10 protein-coding genes are annotated in these 16,851 nt (G+C 63.8%); 8 read left to right on the plus strand and 2 right to left on the minus strand.

Annotated features, from left to right (window positions below; translation table 11 throughout):
* Positions 1–11 precede the first annotated feature (11 nt).
* Positions 12–2,336: a hydantoinase B/oxoprolinase family protein gene (locus Q0L30_RS19875; RefSeq protein WP_296660154.1), complete on the minus strand. Its 2,325-nt coding sequence runs from the start codon at positions 2,334–2,336 to the stop codon at positions 12–14.
* 11 nt (positions 2,337–2,347) lie between these two features.
* The gene (locus tag Q0L30_RS19880; RefSeq protein ID WP_296660157.1) at positions 2,348–4,492 is read right to left on the minus strand and encodes a hydantoinase/oxoprolinase family protein; all 2,145 of its coding nucleotides are present in this window, start codon (positions 4,490–4,492) and stop codon (positions 2,348–2,350) included.
* Between the two features lie 706 nt (positions 4,493–5,198).
* Between Q0L30_RS19880 and Q0L30_RS19885 the strand changes: the two genes are divergently transcribed.
* The 8 genes from Q0L30_RS19885 to Q0L30_RS19920 all read left to right on the plus strand — a co-directional run bounded on the left by Q0L30_RS19885 (position 5,199) and on the right by Q0L30_RS19920 (position 16,850).
* The gene (locus tag Q0L30_RS19885) at positions 5,199–7,136 is read left to right on the plus strand and encodes a sigma-54-dependent Fis family transcriptional regulator (protein WP_296660160.1); all 1,938 of its coding nucleotides are present in this window, start codon (positions 5,199–5,201) and stop codon (positions 7,134–7,136) included.
* Between the two features lie 402 nt (positions 7,137–7,538).
* Positions 7,539–8,882, plus strand: coding sequence for a 2-hydroxycarboxylate transporter family protein (locus tag Q0L30_RS19890; RefSeq protein WP_296660284.1), 1,344 nt, complete (start codon positions 7,539–7,541; stop codon positions 8,880–8,882).
* Between the two features lie 91 nt (positions 8,883–8,973).
* On the plus strand, positions 8,974–10,845 hold the full coding sequence (locus Q0L30_RS19895; protein ID WP_296660163.1) for an ATP-binding protein: 1,872 nt from the start codon (positions 8,974–8,976) through the stop codon (positions 10,843–10,845).
* Positions 10,835–12,208 carry a sigma-54 dependent transcriptional regulator gene (locus tag Q0L30_RS19900; RefSeq protein WP_296660165.1) on the plus strand — a complete coding sequence of 458 codons (1,374 nt, stop codon included), beginning with the start codon at positions 10,835–10,837 and terminating at the stop codon, positions 12,206–12,208. Before Q0L30_RS19895 ends, Q0L30_RS19900 begins: the two co-directional genes overlap by 11 nt.
* A gap of 393 nt (positions 12,209–12,601) precedes the next feature.
* The gene (locus Q0L30_RS19905) at positions 12,602–13,615 is read left to right on the plus strand and encodes an ABC transporter substrate-binding protein (protein WP_296660168.1); all 1,014 of its coding nucleotides are present in this window, start codon (positions 12,602–12,604) and stop codon (positions 13,613–13,615) included.
* A gap of 105 nt (positions 13,616–13,720) precedes the next feature.
* Complete coding sequence (locus tag Q0L30_RS19910) at positions 13,721–14,518, plus strand: ABC transporter ATP-binding protein (RefSeq protein WP_296660171.1); 798 nt, start codon at positions 13,721–13,723, stop codon at positions 14,516–14,518.
* A 52-nt stretch (positions 14,519–14,570) separates the two neighbouring features.
* On the plus strand, positions 14,571–15,404 hold the full coding sequence (locus Q0L30_RS19915; protein WP_296660173.1) for an ABC transporter permease: 834 nt from the start codon (positions 14,571–14,573) through the stop codon (positions 15,402–15,404).
* 75 nt (positions 15,405–15,479) lie between these two features.
* Positions 15,480–16,850, plus strand: a complete 1,371-nt coding sequence (locus tag Q0L30_RS19920; protein WP_296660176.1) for a sensor histidine kinase — start codon at positions 15,480–15,482, stop codon at positions 16,848–16,850.
* Position 16,851 lies beyond the last annotated feature (1 nt).

Genomic DNA, 16,851 nt, shown 5'->3' on the forward strand with positions numbered 1-16,851 from the left:
CGATTCGGTGATTACTCTTCGACCTGGACGACGGTGGTGACGTCGGGCAGAAGCGACAGGTCCATGCGGTGTTTCGAGCCATACGACGGCACGCCGAGTTCTTCCTCCAGCAGTTGCCAGTCGTCGGGCAAGCTCCAGAACGCCTTGAACTCGCGGGTGAATTTTTCGGACAGCGCGAAGCTCGTGGCGAACATGTGCTGCACCGGGAGGGCGGCATGCTTGCTCAGGATGCGTTCGCGTTCCTCTTTCATCCATTCGCGCGTCGGCAGCGAGCGGGCGAGGCGCTCCACGCGCATCTTGCCGCGGCGGTCCGCAGTCTTCGCGGCATCCACGGTGAACACGCCTTTCTCATCCTGTTCGAAGACGGCGCCATAGACCTTTTGCGCGTATTCCGGCAGCAGGAATTTCTGGTTGAGATCCGCCTCGATGGCCTTGGGATCGCGGTCGATCGGGTCGCCGAAGCCGGGGCCGCCGCGCAGATAGTTGAGGTAGAGGTCGTGATTGGCATAGCAGTCCTCAGTGGTGATGCACTGCTTGTCGCGCTTGATCTGCGCAGTGGCGTCTATGTGGCGCTCGTAATCGGGGTTGCCCGGATCGACGTCGCCGCCGAGCGGCAGGGAATCGCCGATCGCGATGCGCTCGGCGAGCCCCGTCTGGTGCGCCTCGAAGCGATAGCCGGTCGCGGACGGGTAGCCGCCCATCAGGCCCCAGTCGCTGTTCATGAAGCCGTTGCCCATGAAGAACATGGTCCAGTCCTGCGCGTTCCAGACCATGCGCAGCGTCTCGAAGCCGCAGCCGCCGCGGTATTTGCCGTAGCCGCCGGAGTTGGACTTGACGTTGCGGCCGAGGTAGAGCAGCGGCTCGGCCATCTCCCAGATTTCGATGTCGCCCATGTCGCCTTCCGGATTCCAGATCGCGGCGGCGTGGTTGAGGCCGTCCTTGATCGCGCAGGCGCCGGTACCGCAGGAGCTGGCCTCGAAGCTGTTGACCGCGTGGATCTCGCCGTCCTGGTTGATGCCGCCGCCTTGCAGCCAGTTCGACGTGTTGGCGTTGCCCGCGTTGACTTCTTCGAGGTAGCCGCGGCTGAAGTACGCCTGCGAGAGGCCGCGCCACAGCGCCGCCCAGCCGGAGACGAGGAAGTGCCAGGCATAGGCGTGGCCCGTGCGGCGATCGTCAGGGTTGCACCAGGTGCCCTTGGGAAGACGGAACTCGGTGGCGTAGTAGGCGCCGTCGTTGATGCGCTGCGTCGGCACGAGGGTCTGCGACATCATCACCCAGATGCCGGATGTGAAGGCCACCTGGTGCGCATTGAACGTGTGCCAGCCCCAGCGGCTCGCACCCTCGAAGTCGAGACGCCATTTGCCGTCCGGGCGGATGGTCATCTCGCACGGCGAGTGCATGATCGAGTCGAGCTTGGCGAAGGCGTTCGAGACCTGCACGTCCGGGTGCTTGTAGGGCACGTCGACGAAGGAGACCTTGCGATACTTGCCCGGCATGGTCATGGCCTTGATGCGGCTGACGAGGCCGCGGCGTCCCTCTTCGATGACTTCGAACGCGAACTTCTCGTAAGCCTCGATGCCGTCGGCGCGGATCACGTCCTCCACGAGTTCGCGGATCATGTGGCAGCCGGCGATGCGGGTCTTTTCGTCGAGAATCCAGTACTTCGGCGTGCGAACGGAACGCTGCGACTCGTGCAGCCAGTCGCGCAGCGGTTCGTCGTTCACGCCGGTCTTGCGGCAGGTGATCATGTAGCCGTCGCCGAAGCGCTGGGTCTGTCCGGTGGACATCGAGCCCGGCGTCACCGAGCCCGTGTCGATGACGTGCGTGACCCCGCCGACCCAGCCGATCAACCGGTCTTCCCAGAAAATCGGCACGATGGTGGCGATGTCGCAGGGGTGAACGTTGCCGATGGCGCAGTCGTTGGTCGTGAACATGTCGCCGGGGTTGATGCCGGGGTTGGCTTCCCAGTTGTTCTCGATCATGTACTTGATCGCCGCGCCCATCGTGCCGACGTGGATGATGATCCCCGTCGACGTGAGCACGCAGTCGCCCGCGGCGTTGTACAGCGTGAAGCAGAGTTCGCCCTCCTGCTCGACGATCGGGCTCGCGGCGATCTTCTTGGCGGTTTCGCGGGCATGCACGAGGCCGCCGCGCAGCTTCGAGAACAGCTTTTCGTAGCCGATCGGGTCGCTGTCGCGGAATGCCAGTTTGTCGAGGCCGTTGTAGTGTCCGGTGGCCTTCGTGCGCTCGATGATGCCGTCGCGATACTGCTTGAGCGTCTGGCCCGTCTTCAGCAGGTCGGCAAGACCGAGCTCCTTGTTGCTCAATACGTTCATGGCTTGTCTCCTTACTTCGCTTCTTTAAGGTGGAACAGGCGGTGCTTGTCGACCGTCGTCTCGAAACCGTCCGGCACCACGAAGGTCGTGGCGTCCGATTCGATGATGGCGGGGCCGACGATGTGGTTGCCTGCCTTCAGCGCCTCCATCTTCCAGAGCGCGGCATCGACCCACCGCTTGTGGCGATAGAAAGGACGGGTGCCGAGGAAGGCCTCCTTCGGCGGCGTCGGACCGGCGTCCGGATCTTCGGGCAGCACCGGCTTCTGGGTCACGACGGTGCCGCGCAGGATCGCGCCGGTGATCGAGAAGCCCAGTTCCGGCGAGCGGGCGGAGCTGGCATAAACCCGGCCGTAGGTGTTCTCGAACGCCTCGACGATCTGGTCCCAGTCGGCGGCGCTGGCGGCGCGGGTGACCGGCGAGACGATTTCGAGGTCGTTGAGCTGACCCATGTACTGCATCTTGTAGCCCGGGATCAGCAGCACGTCTTCGGCCTTGTAGCCGTTGAGGACGAACTCGTCGATGACCTTGACGGCCAGTTCGCCCCACGCTTCCTGCAGGGTCTTGCAGGCGGTTTCCTTGTCCGCGGCCGGAGCGTGCTGGGCGACGCCGAGATCCACCGACTTGTCGTAGCGGTACTCGAAGTCGGCGCAGGCGCAGCCGAAGGCCGAGAAACCGGCTGCCCAGGCGGGCACGACGACGTCCTTGAAGCCGACGCCCCCGGTATAGCCGTAGGTGTGAACCGGGCCCGCGCCGCCGTATGAAAAGCAGGTGAACTCGGCCGGGTTGTAGCCTTTGGCGCTGATGTTGGCGCGCAGGTACTCGGACAGCGTCAGGTCGAGCAGTTCGATGACGCCCGCTGCGGCATCCTCGACGGACAGGCCGAGCGGATCGGCGATCTGCGCCTTGATGTGCTGGCGCGCGCGTTCGACGTCGAGCTTGATCGCGCCGCCGAGGAAGTTCTGCGGGTTCAGATAGCCGAGCACGACGTGGCAATCGGACACGGAAACCGTGTCGAGGCCGCTCTCCGGCCAGCAGGTGCCCACGCGGTAGCCCGCGCTGTCCGGGCCCAGCTTGATCGATTTGCTGTAGGGGTCGAGGCGGACGAAGCTGCCGGCGCCGGCGCCGACGGAATCCATCGCCACGAGCGGCAGCGAGAGCACGAGGCGGGCCATGTCGGGATCGGACTTGATCGCGAAGTTGCCCTTCGTGATCAGGGCCACGTCGAAGCTCGTGCCGCCGATGTCGGAGCAGGCGATGTTCTCGTCGCCGAGCGCCTCGCCCAGCAGCTTCGAGCCGATCACGCCGCCGATCGGGCCGGAGACGATGGTGCGCGCCAGCTCCTTGGCTTTCCAGCTGATCGTGCCGCCGTGCGTCGCCATCACGCGCAGGTCGAACCTTGCGCCGTGTTTCTTGAAGCGGTCGCTGACCTTTTTCAGCGTCTGACGCGAGGGCTCGGCGCCGTAGGCTTCGAGGATGGTGGTGTTCATGCGGTGGCTTTCCTTGCGCGACGGGTAGTAGTCGACCGACGCGAAAACGGGGATGTCCACCTTCAGCTTCTTCAGTTCGTCCTTGACGACGTCGCGGGCGCGCAGCTCGCTCGCCTCGTTCTTGTGCGATTGCAGCAGGCAGATGACGATCGCCTGGGAGCCGGCCTCCACCAGTTCGCGCGTGACCGCGCGCACCTCGTCTTCGCGCAGCGGGATGACGACCTTGCCCTGCACGTCGGTGCGCTCGGTGACGCCGCGCGTGCGCGAGACCGGCACGAGGGGTTCGTCGTAACGGTGCGTATTGAGGTGAATGCGGTCTTCGAGGGCGTAGCCGAGATAGCTTTGCAGCGCGCGGCCCATCGAATGGATCTGCTCGAAGCCGCGATTGCAGATCAGGCCGACGTCGAGGCCCTTGCGCATCAGGATGCGGTTGAGCATGGCGGTGCCGGAATAGACGCAGGTCGCCAGTTCGGGGTAGACGTCGTCGACGGTCCGGCCCCAGTGGGTGAGGGCGTCCTGCGACGAGTTGAAGATGGCGAGCGATTCGTCGCCGGGATTGCTCTGCGCCTTGCCGACCACGAAACGGCCGTCCGAGCGGACGAAGAAGGTGTCGGTCATCGTGCCGCCGGCATCGATGCCCATCACCTGTACGGTGGATTGCTGCTGCATATTGCCTCCTGTCATTGCTCTGGTCATGGTGGGGTGTCCCACGTCTGACATAGGGCAATGGGCATGCCAGGACGGGCCGGCGCTGGCGGGAGGACTTGATACGCGATTCGAATCAACGGGTTAGGGGGCAGTCCTGGACGCGCCGCCGGTCGCGCGCGGTTCGCCGTCGCCGTCCGGATTCCAGACGCTCACGCGCACGTGTCCGGAAACCGGACACGTCCCGGCCTGGCTGCAGAGCCGCGCCCACGCCCATCGCGCCTTGGCTGGGTATGGTTGCCCCTGGGGCAATCCGGCGAATTTTCGCGTTAGAGTTAGCGGTGCCGCGGCAGCCCGGAGACAGGCAGCGGTAGCGGTCGGGGAGGGACGGCAGCGCATGTCCGCAAGCATCCGCCGCAATACGTCAGGCATGCTATTGAAGCCGCGATGCGAGCTTGAAACCGCTCGCGGCGCGGTTGTTCTCTCCCATCGGTCTAGTCACGGATGCTGCGTTCGAACCCGTTCGATCCTTCCGGCGGTGACGTTGGCCGGTTTTCAGACTGCACGGCGCAAGCCGTTCATGTAAACGAGATTGGCTGCTTGATGATGATGCGACGCTCCAGTCGCCTCATCATTTGAGGATGGTCGTCCCATGCGGTTTTCTCATTGCGACTCTCTGATTCCCAACATCGGCGACGAACCCGTCGTGGCGTCGGCGTGGGAGCGCTTTGTGCAGGACAAGCCGCTCGCCGCGGGCGGTGTGCGCAAAGTCGTCCTTGCGTCCTGGCAGCGATGCCGTTCCGACGCTGTCGATCCGGGCACGCACTTCGCCCCCGGGGCCGCTGCCGAATATGTCCACCAGTTGCAGCGGCAAAACCAGGATCTCTGCGATGCGGCCCGTCCCGCACTCGAAGATCTACGCGACATCCTGCGCGAATGCGGCACGCTCATCATGCTCGGCGACCGGGGCGGCACGATACTTCAGCTCAACGGCGAAACCCGGGTGCGCAGCGTCGGCGAGGAGATCAACCTGGCCACCGGGGGCTGCTGGAACGAGGAAGTCATCGGCACCAATGCCATCGGCACCGCCATCGCGATGGCGGCTCCGGTTCAGATCCATGCCAATGAGCACTTCTGCCTGGACGTCAAGCGCTGGACCTGCGCCGCAGCGCCCGTTTTCGATCCTTTTGACCGCACCTTGCTGGGCGTCGTGGATGTCTCCGGCGTCAAGGAAACGCTTCATGGGCACACGCTAGGCCTCGTGATGGCCGCCGCGAGGCAGATCGAGTGCGAACTGAGTCGCCGCGATACTGCGCTCCACGAGCGGCTTCTGACCCGGGCGATCGACAATTTCATCCGTTACGCCAGCGACTACGTCGTGCTGGTCGACAGCCGGGGCCGCGTCGTGCGCATCAACGGCGATGCGCAGGCGATGCGCGATCTGTATGGCGTGCGATTGCCCGTACAGGTCGGCAGTCCATTGCCGGGGCTCGACCTTGCCCTGCCGGAGCTGAATCGGCGCAGCCAGTATCCGGCCTGGCTCCGCGCCGAATGGCTGCACCCGGTAACGGATCACGACGGCATGCTGGGGACGATGCTCGTGATTCCGCTCGGAGCTGGCGGCAACAGGCGGACGGCGATCTCGCTGCCCCCGGCGGCGGTGACGATGCCCGCAGGCGACGATGCGTTTGGCAACATCATCGGCGAGAGCGAGGCGCTGGAGGCGACCAAGGCGCGCGCGCGCCGCATCGCCCGTCTGGATCTGCCCGTCCTGCTGCTCGGCGAAACCGGCGCCGGGAAGGAGCTTTTCGCGCGCGCTTTGCATCGGGCGGGGCATCGCGACGAAGGCCCGTTCATCGCCGTCAATTGCGGGGCGCTGACACGGGAACTGCTGGCCAGCGAACTGTTCGGTTATGCCGAAGGGGCGTTCACGGGCGCTCGCCGGGGCGGTCTGCCGGGCAAGTTCGAACAGGCGGACCGCGGCACCCTGTTTCTCGATGAAATCGGAGAAATGCCGCTGGATATGCAGCCTCATCTGCTGCGCGTTCTACAGGATGGCGTCGTGGTCCGCCTTGGCGATACGCGTGAGCGGCGCGTGTCGGTGCGTCTGATCGCAGCGACGAACCGGGATCTCGGCAAGGAAGTCGCGGCGGGACGTTTTCGTGAAGATCTGTACCACCGTCTTTGCGTCGTCAGCCTGCAACTGCCGTCCCTGCGCGAGCGTCCTGCGGACATCGGGCCGATCATCGATCACCTGAACCGTGAGATGGCGCGCAAGTACGGCTGCGAGCCCAAGCGGCTCGATCCCGATGCGCGCGAGGCGCTTTTCGGCTATAGCTGGCCCGGCAACGTGCGCGAACTGCGCAACGTCTTCGAGGTGATGTTCGCGCTGACCGAAGGCAGCGTCATCGATACGTCGCTGCTCCCCCCGGCCATCGCGCAGACAGCCCACCTGTCGACCTCGACCGCCCTGCCCATTTCATCTGGAAACCTGAAGGAAATGGAGCGGCAGGCGATACGCGATGCGATCGCGAATGCTCATGGGAATATGTCCATGGCCGCCCGGGCGCTGGGGATTTCGAGGAGCACGCTGTACGTCAAGCTTGCCGCGCTGCGTGCTCAACCTGAATCGCTGCTGAAAAACGAAAACCGCGACAGGGCGATCTGATCCTCTTCGTGCCTGCATTTGACTGCGCACTCAACTTGACACTGCCCTTCCGGCTGGTTTCCCATTTGCGCTCCAGTGCGAATGGCAAGCCGGCCGTGTCATGCCGGGGAGCCGCGACGGGTCGTTGGCTGAAATCTCAGCCTGCGCCCTGCGCCAATTCTGAGTTTTCGGAGCGGTGAAAAATTTTCGTTCGGCGTTTCACAACTGAAATGTCGATAAATCAAGGGGTTGATCCGGTTTTCTCGGGTGCTCGAACGCTGGCACGATTGCTGCTAAGTAAGGCCCAGCGACTTTTTGGTCGCGCTGTTATTAAAAGCGCGCCGGAGACACGAAGCAATCCGGTAGCGAAAACGAAGGAGACATCCCGTGCAGAACAGCGTATCCGCCTCCGCGGCAGCCCCCATCCCGTCCCAGGCAAACCCCGAGCCGTCCTCGACGCAGCAGACCCGCTTCTGGCCGGAAGGCTGGTGGAAGCTGATGGAAATCCGCATCGGCATCATTCCGTTGCCGATCTACGTGATCCTGTTCGCGCTGATCAGCGGCTTCGCTGTCACGGGCAAGGTGCCGGGTGAAATCTCGATGGCGATCGCGGTGCTCGCATTCTGCGGCTTCACGTGCGCCGAACTCGGCAAGCGCCTGCCGCTCCTGCGCAATATCGGCGCAGCCGCGATTCTCGCGACTTTCGTGCCTTCGGCGCTCGTGTACTACCACGTGTTGCCCACGCCCGTGAAGCACCTCACCGTCGAGTTCACGAAGCAAACCAACTTCCTTTATCTCTTCATCGCGTCGATCATCGTCGGCAGCATTCTCAGCATGGACCGGCGCGTGCTGATTCAGGGCTTTCTGAAGATCTTCATCCCGCTTGCCGCGGGCACGGTTGCCGCGATGATCGTGGGCACCGCGGTCGGCGCGGCGCTCGGCCTCGGCGTCAAGCACACGCTGCTCTATATCGTCGTGCCGATCATGGCGGGCGGCGTGGGCGAAGGTGCGATTCCGCTCTCGGTCGGCTATTCGGAAATCATGCATGTGGCGCAGGGCGACCTGTTCGCGCAGGTGTTGCCGCCGGTGATGCTCGGCAGTCTCATCGCGATCCTTCTCTCCGGCATGCTCGACATGCTCGGCAAGCGCCTCCCGCACCTGACCGGCAATGGCCGCCTGCAAGTGGGCGCCACCGATGAACTGACCGCGTCGAACGACGAAATCCGCGGACACGTGGACGTCAGTCACATCGCCGCAGCCGGCATCACGGCAATCACGCTGTACCTGATCGGCTTGATGGCGAACAAGTTGTTCGGTCTTCCCGCGCCGGTTGCCATGCTGTTCCTCGCCGTGCTCGTGAAGCTTGCGCGTGCGGTTTCGCCGCCGCTGCAGGAAGGCGCGTTCGTCGTCTACAAATTCTTCTCGACCGCGGTGACTTACCCGCTGCTGTTCGCAATCGGCGTGGCGATGACACCGTGGGACAAGCTCATGGCCGCGTTCACGCTCGCCAACGTCGTGACCATCGCCGCGACCGTCGTGACGCTCATGGGCACGGGGTTCGTGGTGGGCCGCCTGATGAAGATGTACCCTGTCGACGTCGCAATCGTGAATGCCTGCCATAGCGGCCAGGGCGGCACGGGCGACGTGGCGATCCTCACCGCGGCGAACCGTATGCAACTGATGCCGTTCGCGCAGATCGCCACGCGCATTGGCGGGGCGATTGTCGTGACCGTGACGCTGATCGTGCTCGCGCACTTCGGCGCATGATGTGCGTCGCCCGCCCCCTTGCGGCGGCGCATTCCACGTGAGACTTGCGCGTATCCCGCCGCCAGGCGGCGGACCATCGACGAGGGCGAACGTGCACCAGCGTTACAAAGGCATTCCATGGTGGGGATGGGCGGCGGCGGCCGTGCTGTATGTCGTCGCGGCCGCCGTCGCAGTGGAGTTCGCGTGGAGCCGCGCGATCGACGTACTGGCCGACGTCGGCGCGCATCGGCTCGATTTCTACGCGGCGAGCCTGACGAGCGAGTTGGGACGCTTCGAGATGGTGCCCGCGCTCGTGGCGCGGCAGGGCAGCGTACGTGCTTTGCTGAAAGCGTCGCCCGGCGAAGCGCGCGCCTTGTTGCCCACCGTCAATGCCTATCTCGAAGCGGTGAACCGTGACGTCGGCAGCGGCGCCGTGGACGTGATCGACGCGCACGGCACGGTGATCGCGGCGAGCAACTGGAACCAGCCGCTCAGTTTTATCGGCACCAACGTGTCGTATCGCCCGTATTTCAAGGATGCGCTCGCGCAGGGGCGCGGCCGCTTCTTTGGCATCGGCACGAACACCGGCATTCCAGGGCTGTACTTTGCGCATGCGATTAATGATGGCGACACGGCGATGGGGGCGGCGGCCGTGAAGGTCAGCGTCGACGCGCTCGAATCGGCGTGGCGCACGCCAGGCGAGGTCGCGCTCGTCGTGGATGGCAACGGCGTGATCGTGATCTCGACCGAGCGCCAATGGAAATTCACCGCCATGCGTGCGATGACCGCGCAGCAACAGCGCGAGATCCAGGCGTCGCGACAGTACGCGGGCCGCGTCGTCGAGGCGCTGCCGTACCGGCATGGTGGCGACTGGAACGACGCCGCGTGGTTCGGCGTCTTTCCCGATCTGCGTCGCGCGGGCCGCACGGTCCGCTTTCTTGTGATGTCGCGTCCGGCGCCGCAGGGACACGACACGATCATGGTGCTGCTCGATACCGTCGGCGCGCGGCGGCAGCAGCGCATCGCGTTCGCATTCGTGACGGGCGTGTTCCTGATCGCCGCGCTCTATGCGTTGTACGCGGCACAGCGCCGCCGCGTGATCGTCGAGAAGCTCAAGGCGCAGGAGGCGCTGCGCCGCGCGAACGATCGACTGGAAACCACGGTTGCGCAGCGCACCGCCGCGCTCACGCAAGCAAACGCGCAAATGCAGCGCGAGATTGCCGAGCGCGAGCGCACCGAGCAGCGCCTGCGCGCAACGCAGCAGGAAGTCGTGCATGCGGGCAAGCTCGCGGTGATCGGTCAGATGGCGGCCGCGCTCACGCACGAGCTGAATCAGCCGCTCGTCGCGATCCGCACGCTCTGCGACAATGCCCGCACGTTCTTCGAGCGCGGCCAGAGCGCGCAGGCGAATGCCAATCTCGAGCGCGTAGGGCGCCTCGTGGACAGCATGGCCGTGCTGACCAGCGAGCTGAAGGCGTTCGCGCGCAAGCCGGACGTCGAGCTCGTGGCGGTGTCGCTCGGCGAGGCTGTTGCGCACGCACGGGTCATCTACGAATCCCGTATCCGCGACGAGGCGGTGCGCCTCGACGTTCGAATTGCGCCCGGCACGACCGTCTACGCGGAATCGAGCCAGCTGCAGCAGGTGATCGTCAACGTGCTGGGCAATGCGCTCGACGCCGTGTGCGGCGCCACCACACGCGTGATCGCAATGGAGGCGAGCGAGCCCGATGCGCAAGGCCGCCTGCGTTTTACGATCGACGACAGCGGCCCTGGCATCGCCCCGGACGTACTCGCCCACCTGTTCGAGCCGTTCGTTACGACAAAGCCCCGTGGGCAAGGTCTCGGACTGGGTCTCGCAATCACGTCGCGCATTGTCGAAGGCTTCGGCGCGAGGATTGCCGCCGCCAACCGCGAAGAAGGCGGGGCGCGCTTCACGATCGATTTCGCGGCTGCCGAGCCGCCAGGAACAGAGCATGAAAGATGAAGTTCGGGTGCTGGTTGTCGAGGACGACGAAAACGTCCGCATTGGCGTGGAGCAGGCGGTCGCGCTGGCCGGCTTTCCGGTGAGCGCGTACGCTTTCGCCGCCGATGCCTATGCCGAAGTCGCGCCCGGCGCGCCGGTCGTGATCGTCTCGGACGTGCGCATGCCGGGCATCGACGGCCTGCAACTGCTCGACCACGTGATGTCCGTCGACGCGCAGATTCCGGTATTGCTGATCAGCGGCCACGCGGACATCTCCATGGCGGTCGGCGCGATGCGCGTCGGCGCCTACGATTTCATCGAAAAACCGTTTTCGTCCGACGTGATTGCGGGCCGCGTCGCCCGCGCAGTTGAAAAACGCCGCCTCACGCTCGAAGTGGAGGGGCTGCGCGCGTCGCTGCACAACTGGCGGGGGATCGAGGCGCTGGTGCTCGGCAACTCGCCCGCGATGGCGGAAGTCCGCAAGAAAATCCTGCGCCTCGCAGACACTTCCGTGTCGGTGCTCATCACCGGCGAGACGGGCACGGGCAAGGAACTGATCGCACGCAGCCTGCACGATTTCAGCGCCCGGCGCGACGCGCATTTCGTTGCGCTGAACTGCGGCGGCCTCCCGGAGCAGGTGTTCGAGAGCGAGCTGTTCGGTCACGAGGCGGGCGCATTCACGGGCGCGATCAAAAAGCGCGTCGGCAAGATCGAGTGGGCGAATGGCGGCACGCTTTTTCTCGACGAAATCGAGACGATGTCGATCCCGCTTCAGGTCAAGATGCTGCGCGTGTTGCAGGAGCGCGTGGTCGAGCGGCTGGGCGCAAACGAGTTGATTCCCGTGGACTGCCGGTTCGTTGCCGCATCGAAGGCCGATCTCGTCGATCTGTCCGCCAAAGGCGGCTTCCGGGCCGACCTGCTGTATCGCCTGAACGTTGCGCAGATCGAGCTGCCGCCGCTGCGCGAGCGTCGCGAGGACGTGCCGCTGTTGTTCGAGCACTTCGTGCTCGCGGCCGCGCGCCGCTTTGGCACGGCTGCGCCAGTCGTGACTGCCGCGCAGATATCCGAACTGATGACGCACCCGTGGCCCGGCAACGTGCGCGAGTTGCAAAATGTCGCCGATCGCTTCGTGCTTGGGCTAACCGGCGACAGCCTGTTCTCCGCGCGCGCCATCTCGGCGGGAGGGGACACGCTTGCGGAGCAGCTTGCACACTTCGAGCAGATGCTGATCGAGACGACGCTGCAGCGCCATCACGGCAACGTCGCGGATGCGAGCGCCGAACTCGGGATGCCGCGAAAGACCCTTTACCACAAGCTGCGCCAGTTGAAGATCGCGGCCCGCGATTCGCATGGCGAAGAGAAGGACGGCGACAAAGAGGTCTGAGCACGCAAGCGGCGGATAGGGCTTCAGATGGGACCGGCGCGACCGGCCCTGCCTGGCGTCCCTTGAAAACCCGAATATCTGTTCGTGCCAGAAGAATCGTAGCTGATCGGGCCATTCGTATTGCGGTGAATGGTGATCGATTAGGACGACAAAAAGTTATTTGGAAACCACGCTGTTTAGGGCGATCCGGGCAGCGCAAATGTCTGCCACAAGCGGTGCTGTTTCACCTGTGGCGCGTGCTGCCGGTCGTCATCACGCCGTTCGCCCGATCAGGGAAATCCCGCGTGCAAGAGGATTCCTCGTGAAAGCGGGGAGAAGGATTCGCACTTCTAGAATCCTTCCATTAATACAGACGGGCGGCATTCTTCCGCCCCAACAGAAAGGAGACAATCGATGCGACTGACCTTCCATACGCTGCGCCATATCACGCTCGCTTCCAGTCTGCTGTTCGGTATTGCGTCGCAGCACGCGATGGCCGATGAGGGCGGCAAGATCACGATCATGGTCGGCGGAATTACCAAACTCATTTATTTGCCGGCACGCCTGACCGAGCAGCTCGGCTATTTCAAGGACGAAGGGCTCGACGTCGAACTGCTGTCGCAGCCCGCTGGCGTCGATGCCGAAAATGAGTTGCTGGCCGGTGCGGTCCAGGCTGTTGTCGGTTTCTACGACCACACCATCGATCTGCAGACCAAGGGCAAGGAAGTGAAGGCGATTGTCGTGTTCGGGCAGGTGCCGGGCGAAGTCGAGATGGTCTCGACCAAAGCGGCCGACTCGATCAAGTCGATGGCCGACGTCAAGGGCAAAACGCTCGGGGTGACGGGTCTCGGCTCGTCGACGAGCTTTCTCACGCAATACCTTGCCGGTCAGCATGGCATTGCGTCGACGCAATATACGATGCTGCCGGTCGGTGCGGACGCAAGCTTTATTGCGGCGATCAAGCAAAGCCGCATCGACGCGGGCATGACGACCGAGCCCACCGTTTCCGCGCTAGAAAAGTCGGGCGAAGCGAAAGTGCTTGTCGACATGCGCTCCGTCGAAGGCACCCGTGCCGCGCTCGGCGGCACCTATCCGGCCTCGAGTCTCTACGTTCAGACGGCGTGGGCCGACACGCACAAGGCCGAGGCGGCCAGGCTCGCGCACGCATTTGCCCGCACGATGCAGTTTATCCACACGCATAGCGCGGAAGAAATCGCGGCGAAGATGCCCAACGACTATCAGAAAGACAAGACGCTCTACGTGAGCGCGCTGAAGGCTTCGCTGCCGATGTACACGTCGGACGGCAAGATGCCTGCGGACGGCCCGGCGACGGTGCTCAAGGTGTTGTCGTCGTTCAATCCGTCCGTCAAGGGCAAGCACGTCGATCTGTCCAGGACCTACACGAACGAATTCGTCAGCCCGAAATAAAACGGCCTGAGCCGGTCGCGCCAGCGTGGCCGGCGTTGCCATACGTTTTGTCATGCTTCATGTGTTGCGTTTTGCGGCATCGATCATCTAACGGAAGTGCCTCCAATGAACCATGTTTCTTCTCAAGGCGCGCCGGCCATCGAGTTCCGCTCGGTGTCGTGTCGCTTCATTTCTCCCGACGGCAAGCCGACCGTTGCATTGCGCGATTTCAGCATGTCGGTCGCCCGCGGCGAATTCATCGCGATCGTCGGCCCCACGGGCTGCGGAAAGTCCACCACGCTCAGCATGATCACCGGGCTCCTCAAGCCCACGGCGGGCGAGGTGCGCGTGATGGGCGCGCCCGTAAGCGGCATTGATCCGCGCATCGGCTTCGTATTTCAGGCGGACGCGGTGTTTCCGTGGCGCTCGGTGCTCGACAACGTCGCAGCGGGGCCGCTGTTTCGGGGACGCTCGAAGTCGGCAGCCTACGACGAGGCACAAGGGTGGCTGCGTCGCGTGGGCCTGGAGAAATTCGGCAAGCACTATCCGCATCAGCTCTCGGGCGGCATGCGCAAGCGCGTGGCGCTCGCGCAGACCTTCATCAACAAGCCCGAAATTCTGCTGATGGACGAACCGTTTTCCGCGCTCGACATGCAGACGCGCACGCTGATGCAGGACGAACTGCTGCAACTGTGGTCGGGCAATGCGGGCTCGGTGGTATTCGTCACGCACGATCTCGAGGAGGCGGTTGCGCTCGCGGACAGGGTGTTCGTGCTGACGGCGAGACCCGCAACGCTCAAGAAGGTTTACGAGATCGACCTGCCACGTCCGCGGATTACTTCCGAGGTGCGCTATGACCCGCACTTCATCGAGATCTCGCGCGATATCTGGCACGACCTGCGTGAGGAGGTCCAAATTGCCTAACTCGACAGTACAACGGAATACGCTCATGGCCTCCCGGGAAAGCGCTTTGAACATGAATCTCGACTCCGCCTCGGAGAAGCAGATCGAACGGATGGCCCAACGCCGCCTGCGGCAACGGCGTGCGCTGATCATCGGCTTGCGGATTCTCGTGCTGGTCGTCGTGCTGGGCGGCTGGGAAATCTCCGGCCGCCTTAAATGGATCGATCCGTTCTTTTTCTCGATGCCGTCGCTGATTTTTCTGCAGATCGTCGACTGGTTCCAGAATGGCACGTCGCAAGGCCCGTTACTCGTGCAGGTCTGGGTGACGCTCGAAGAGACGCTGCTCGGTTTCCTGATCGGTTCGGTCGCCGGGGTGGTCTGCGGTGTCGTGCTCGGGCGCAACAAGTTGCTCGCGGACGTGTTCGACATCTACATCAAGATTGCCAACTCGATTCCGCGCGTGGTGCTCGGCTCGGTGTTCGTGATCGCGCTCGGTCTTGGCATGGCCTCGAAGGTCGCGCTCGCGGTGGTCATGGTGTTTTTTGTCGTATTCGGCAATGCCTTTCAGGGCGTGCGTGAAGCCGACCGCTACATGATCGCGAATGCGCAGATTCTCGGCGCCTCGAAACGTCAGCTGACGACGTCAGTGGTCATCCCGTCCGCGCTCTCCTGGATTCTCGCCAGCTTGCACGTGAGCTTTGGCTTTGCGCTGGTCGGCGCAGTCGTCGGTGAATTCCTCGGTTCGAAGCAGGGCATCGGCCTGTTGATTTCGACGGCGCAGGGCGCTTTCAACGCAAGCGGTGTATTCGCGGCGATGATTGTCCTTGCCGTCGTCGCACTCACTACCGATTATCTTCTGACCGCACTTGAAAAGCGCTTGCTGCGATGGAAGCCGGCGGCGTTCTAGGGTATCCGGAACCGAAGATAAAACGTCTTTGCCCGCGGGCAAGGACGTTGTCGCATACATGTCGGAGAGCATGCAATGTTGCTTAGCCTGCGCGCGCGCCTGCTCTTGTGGCTGCTTCTGCCGCTGGTGCTGTTTGTCCTCGTGACCGGCTGGATGTCCTACGATGCGGCGCGAGCGACAGCCGACCTGCTGCAGAACAATGCACTGCTGTCCTCCGCACGGACCATCATCGAAGATGTCGAGTGGACGAACGGCGCATTGACGGCGGACATTCCGCCGGCGGCTCTGGAGATTTTCGAGTCCCCGTATCGGGATCAGGTGTTCTACAAAGTCGTCGCCGACCGCGACAGGCTGCTGAGCGGCAATCCCGAACTGCCGGTGCCCGAGGGCCGCCGCCACTTTCCGGTGTTCTACGACACCTCGCTTGGCGGCGTGCCGATTCGCGCCGTCGCTTACCAGCGCGAGCTTTACGATTCCGGCCGTGCGGAGCGGGTCACCGTGATCGTGGGCAAGACGCAGGCGTCGCGCCAAGCCATGCTGGAAGATCTCTGGCATCCGCAATTGATCCGCCAGTGGCTGATGCTGGTTCTCGTCATGGTGCTCGTGCCGTTCGGACTCACCGTGGAGTTGCGCCCGCTCATGAAGCTAAAGGAAGATGTGGCCGATCGTGAGCCGATGGAACTCGAGCCGATCCGGGTGGATCATTTGCAATCCGAGCTGCGGCCCATTGTCGATGCGATCAACCAATGCATCGCACGTCTGAAGGTACACGCGACGACCCAGCGCCAGTTCATTGCCGATGCCGCACATCAGTTGCGCACGCCACTGACGCTGCTCGACACTCAGGTTCATTGCGCGAGCCAATGCGAATGCGACGATTCAGCGCTAACCGAAGCGTTGAGCGGCATCCGTCGCACCAGCAAGACCATGGCCGACATGACGAACCAGCTGCTGCTGCTCGCCCAGGCGGAGTCCGTCTCGCTGTCGCGCAAGCGGGCCAAAGTCGATCTTTCCGCCGTGGTCTCGGGCGTGTTCGAGGAGCTTGTGGTCGCAGCGCTGCAACGTCAGATGGATCTTGGCGCGGAGCTTGGCGAGGGCATGTATGTCGAGGGCAACGAAAGTCTGCTCGGTGCGCTCGTGGCGAACCTCGTCGATAACGCTATCCGCTATACGCAGGAAGGGGGGCGCGTGACGGTGATTTGTCTTCACGAGGGCGACGATGTCGTGATGCGGGTGGTGGACAACGGCCCCGGCATACCGGCCGAAGCCTGCGCGCACGTATTCGAGCGTTTTTACCGTGTGTCCGACGATGCGGAGGGTTCGGGTCTCGGCCTCGCGATCGTTCACCAGATCGCACATGGACACGGCGGCGCGGTTGCGATCATGCCGGGTCCCGGACGGGCGGGGCTCGTCGTCACGGTTCGCTTGCCCGCATGGCACGACTGAG

This window comes from Paraburkholderia sp. (assembly GCF_024281035.1).
Taxonomy (GTDB): domain Bacteria; phylum Pseudomonadota; class Gammaproteobacteria; order Burkholderiales; family Burkholderiaceae; genus Paraburkholderia.

What these genes read in the sequence shown, in the direction of transcription:
- Q0L30_RS19920 (WP_296660176.1), top strand. Translation starts at nt 15,480, where the DNA reads ATGTTGCTTAGCCTGCGCGCGCGCCTGCTCTTGTGGCTGCTTCTGCCG.
- Q0L30_RS19915 (WP_296660173.1), top strand. Translation starts at nt 14,571, where the DNA reads ATGAATCTCGACTCCGCCTCGGAGAAGCAGATCGAACGGATGGCCCAA.
- Q0L30_RS19875 (WP_296660154.1), bottom strand. Translation starts at nt 2,336, where the DNA reads ATGAACGTATTGAGCAACAAGGAGCTCGGTCTTGCCGACCTGCTGAAG.
- Q0L30_RS19880 (WP_296660157.1), bottom strand. Translation starts at nt 4,492, where the DNA reads ATGCAGCAGCAATCCACCGTACAGGTGATGGGCATCGATGCCGGCGGC.
- Q0L30_RS19900 (WP_296660165.1), top strand. Translation starts at nt 10,835, where the DNA reads ATGAAAGATGAAGTTCGGGTGCTGGTTGTCGAGGACGACGAAAACGTC.
- Q0L30_RS19905 (WP_296660168.1), top strand. Translation starts at nt 12,602, where the DNA reads ATGCGACTGACCTTCCATACGCTGCGCCATATCACGCTCGCTTCCAGT.
- Q0L30_RS19910 (WP_296660171.1), top strand. Translation starts at nt 13,721, where the DNA reads ATGAACCATGTTTCTTCTCAAGGCGCGCCGGCCATCGAGTTCCGCTCG.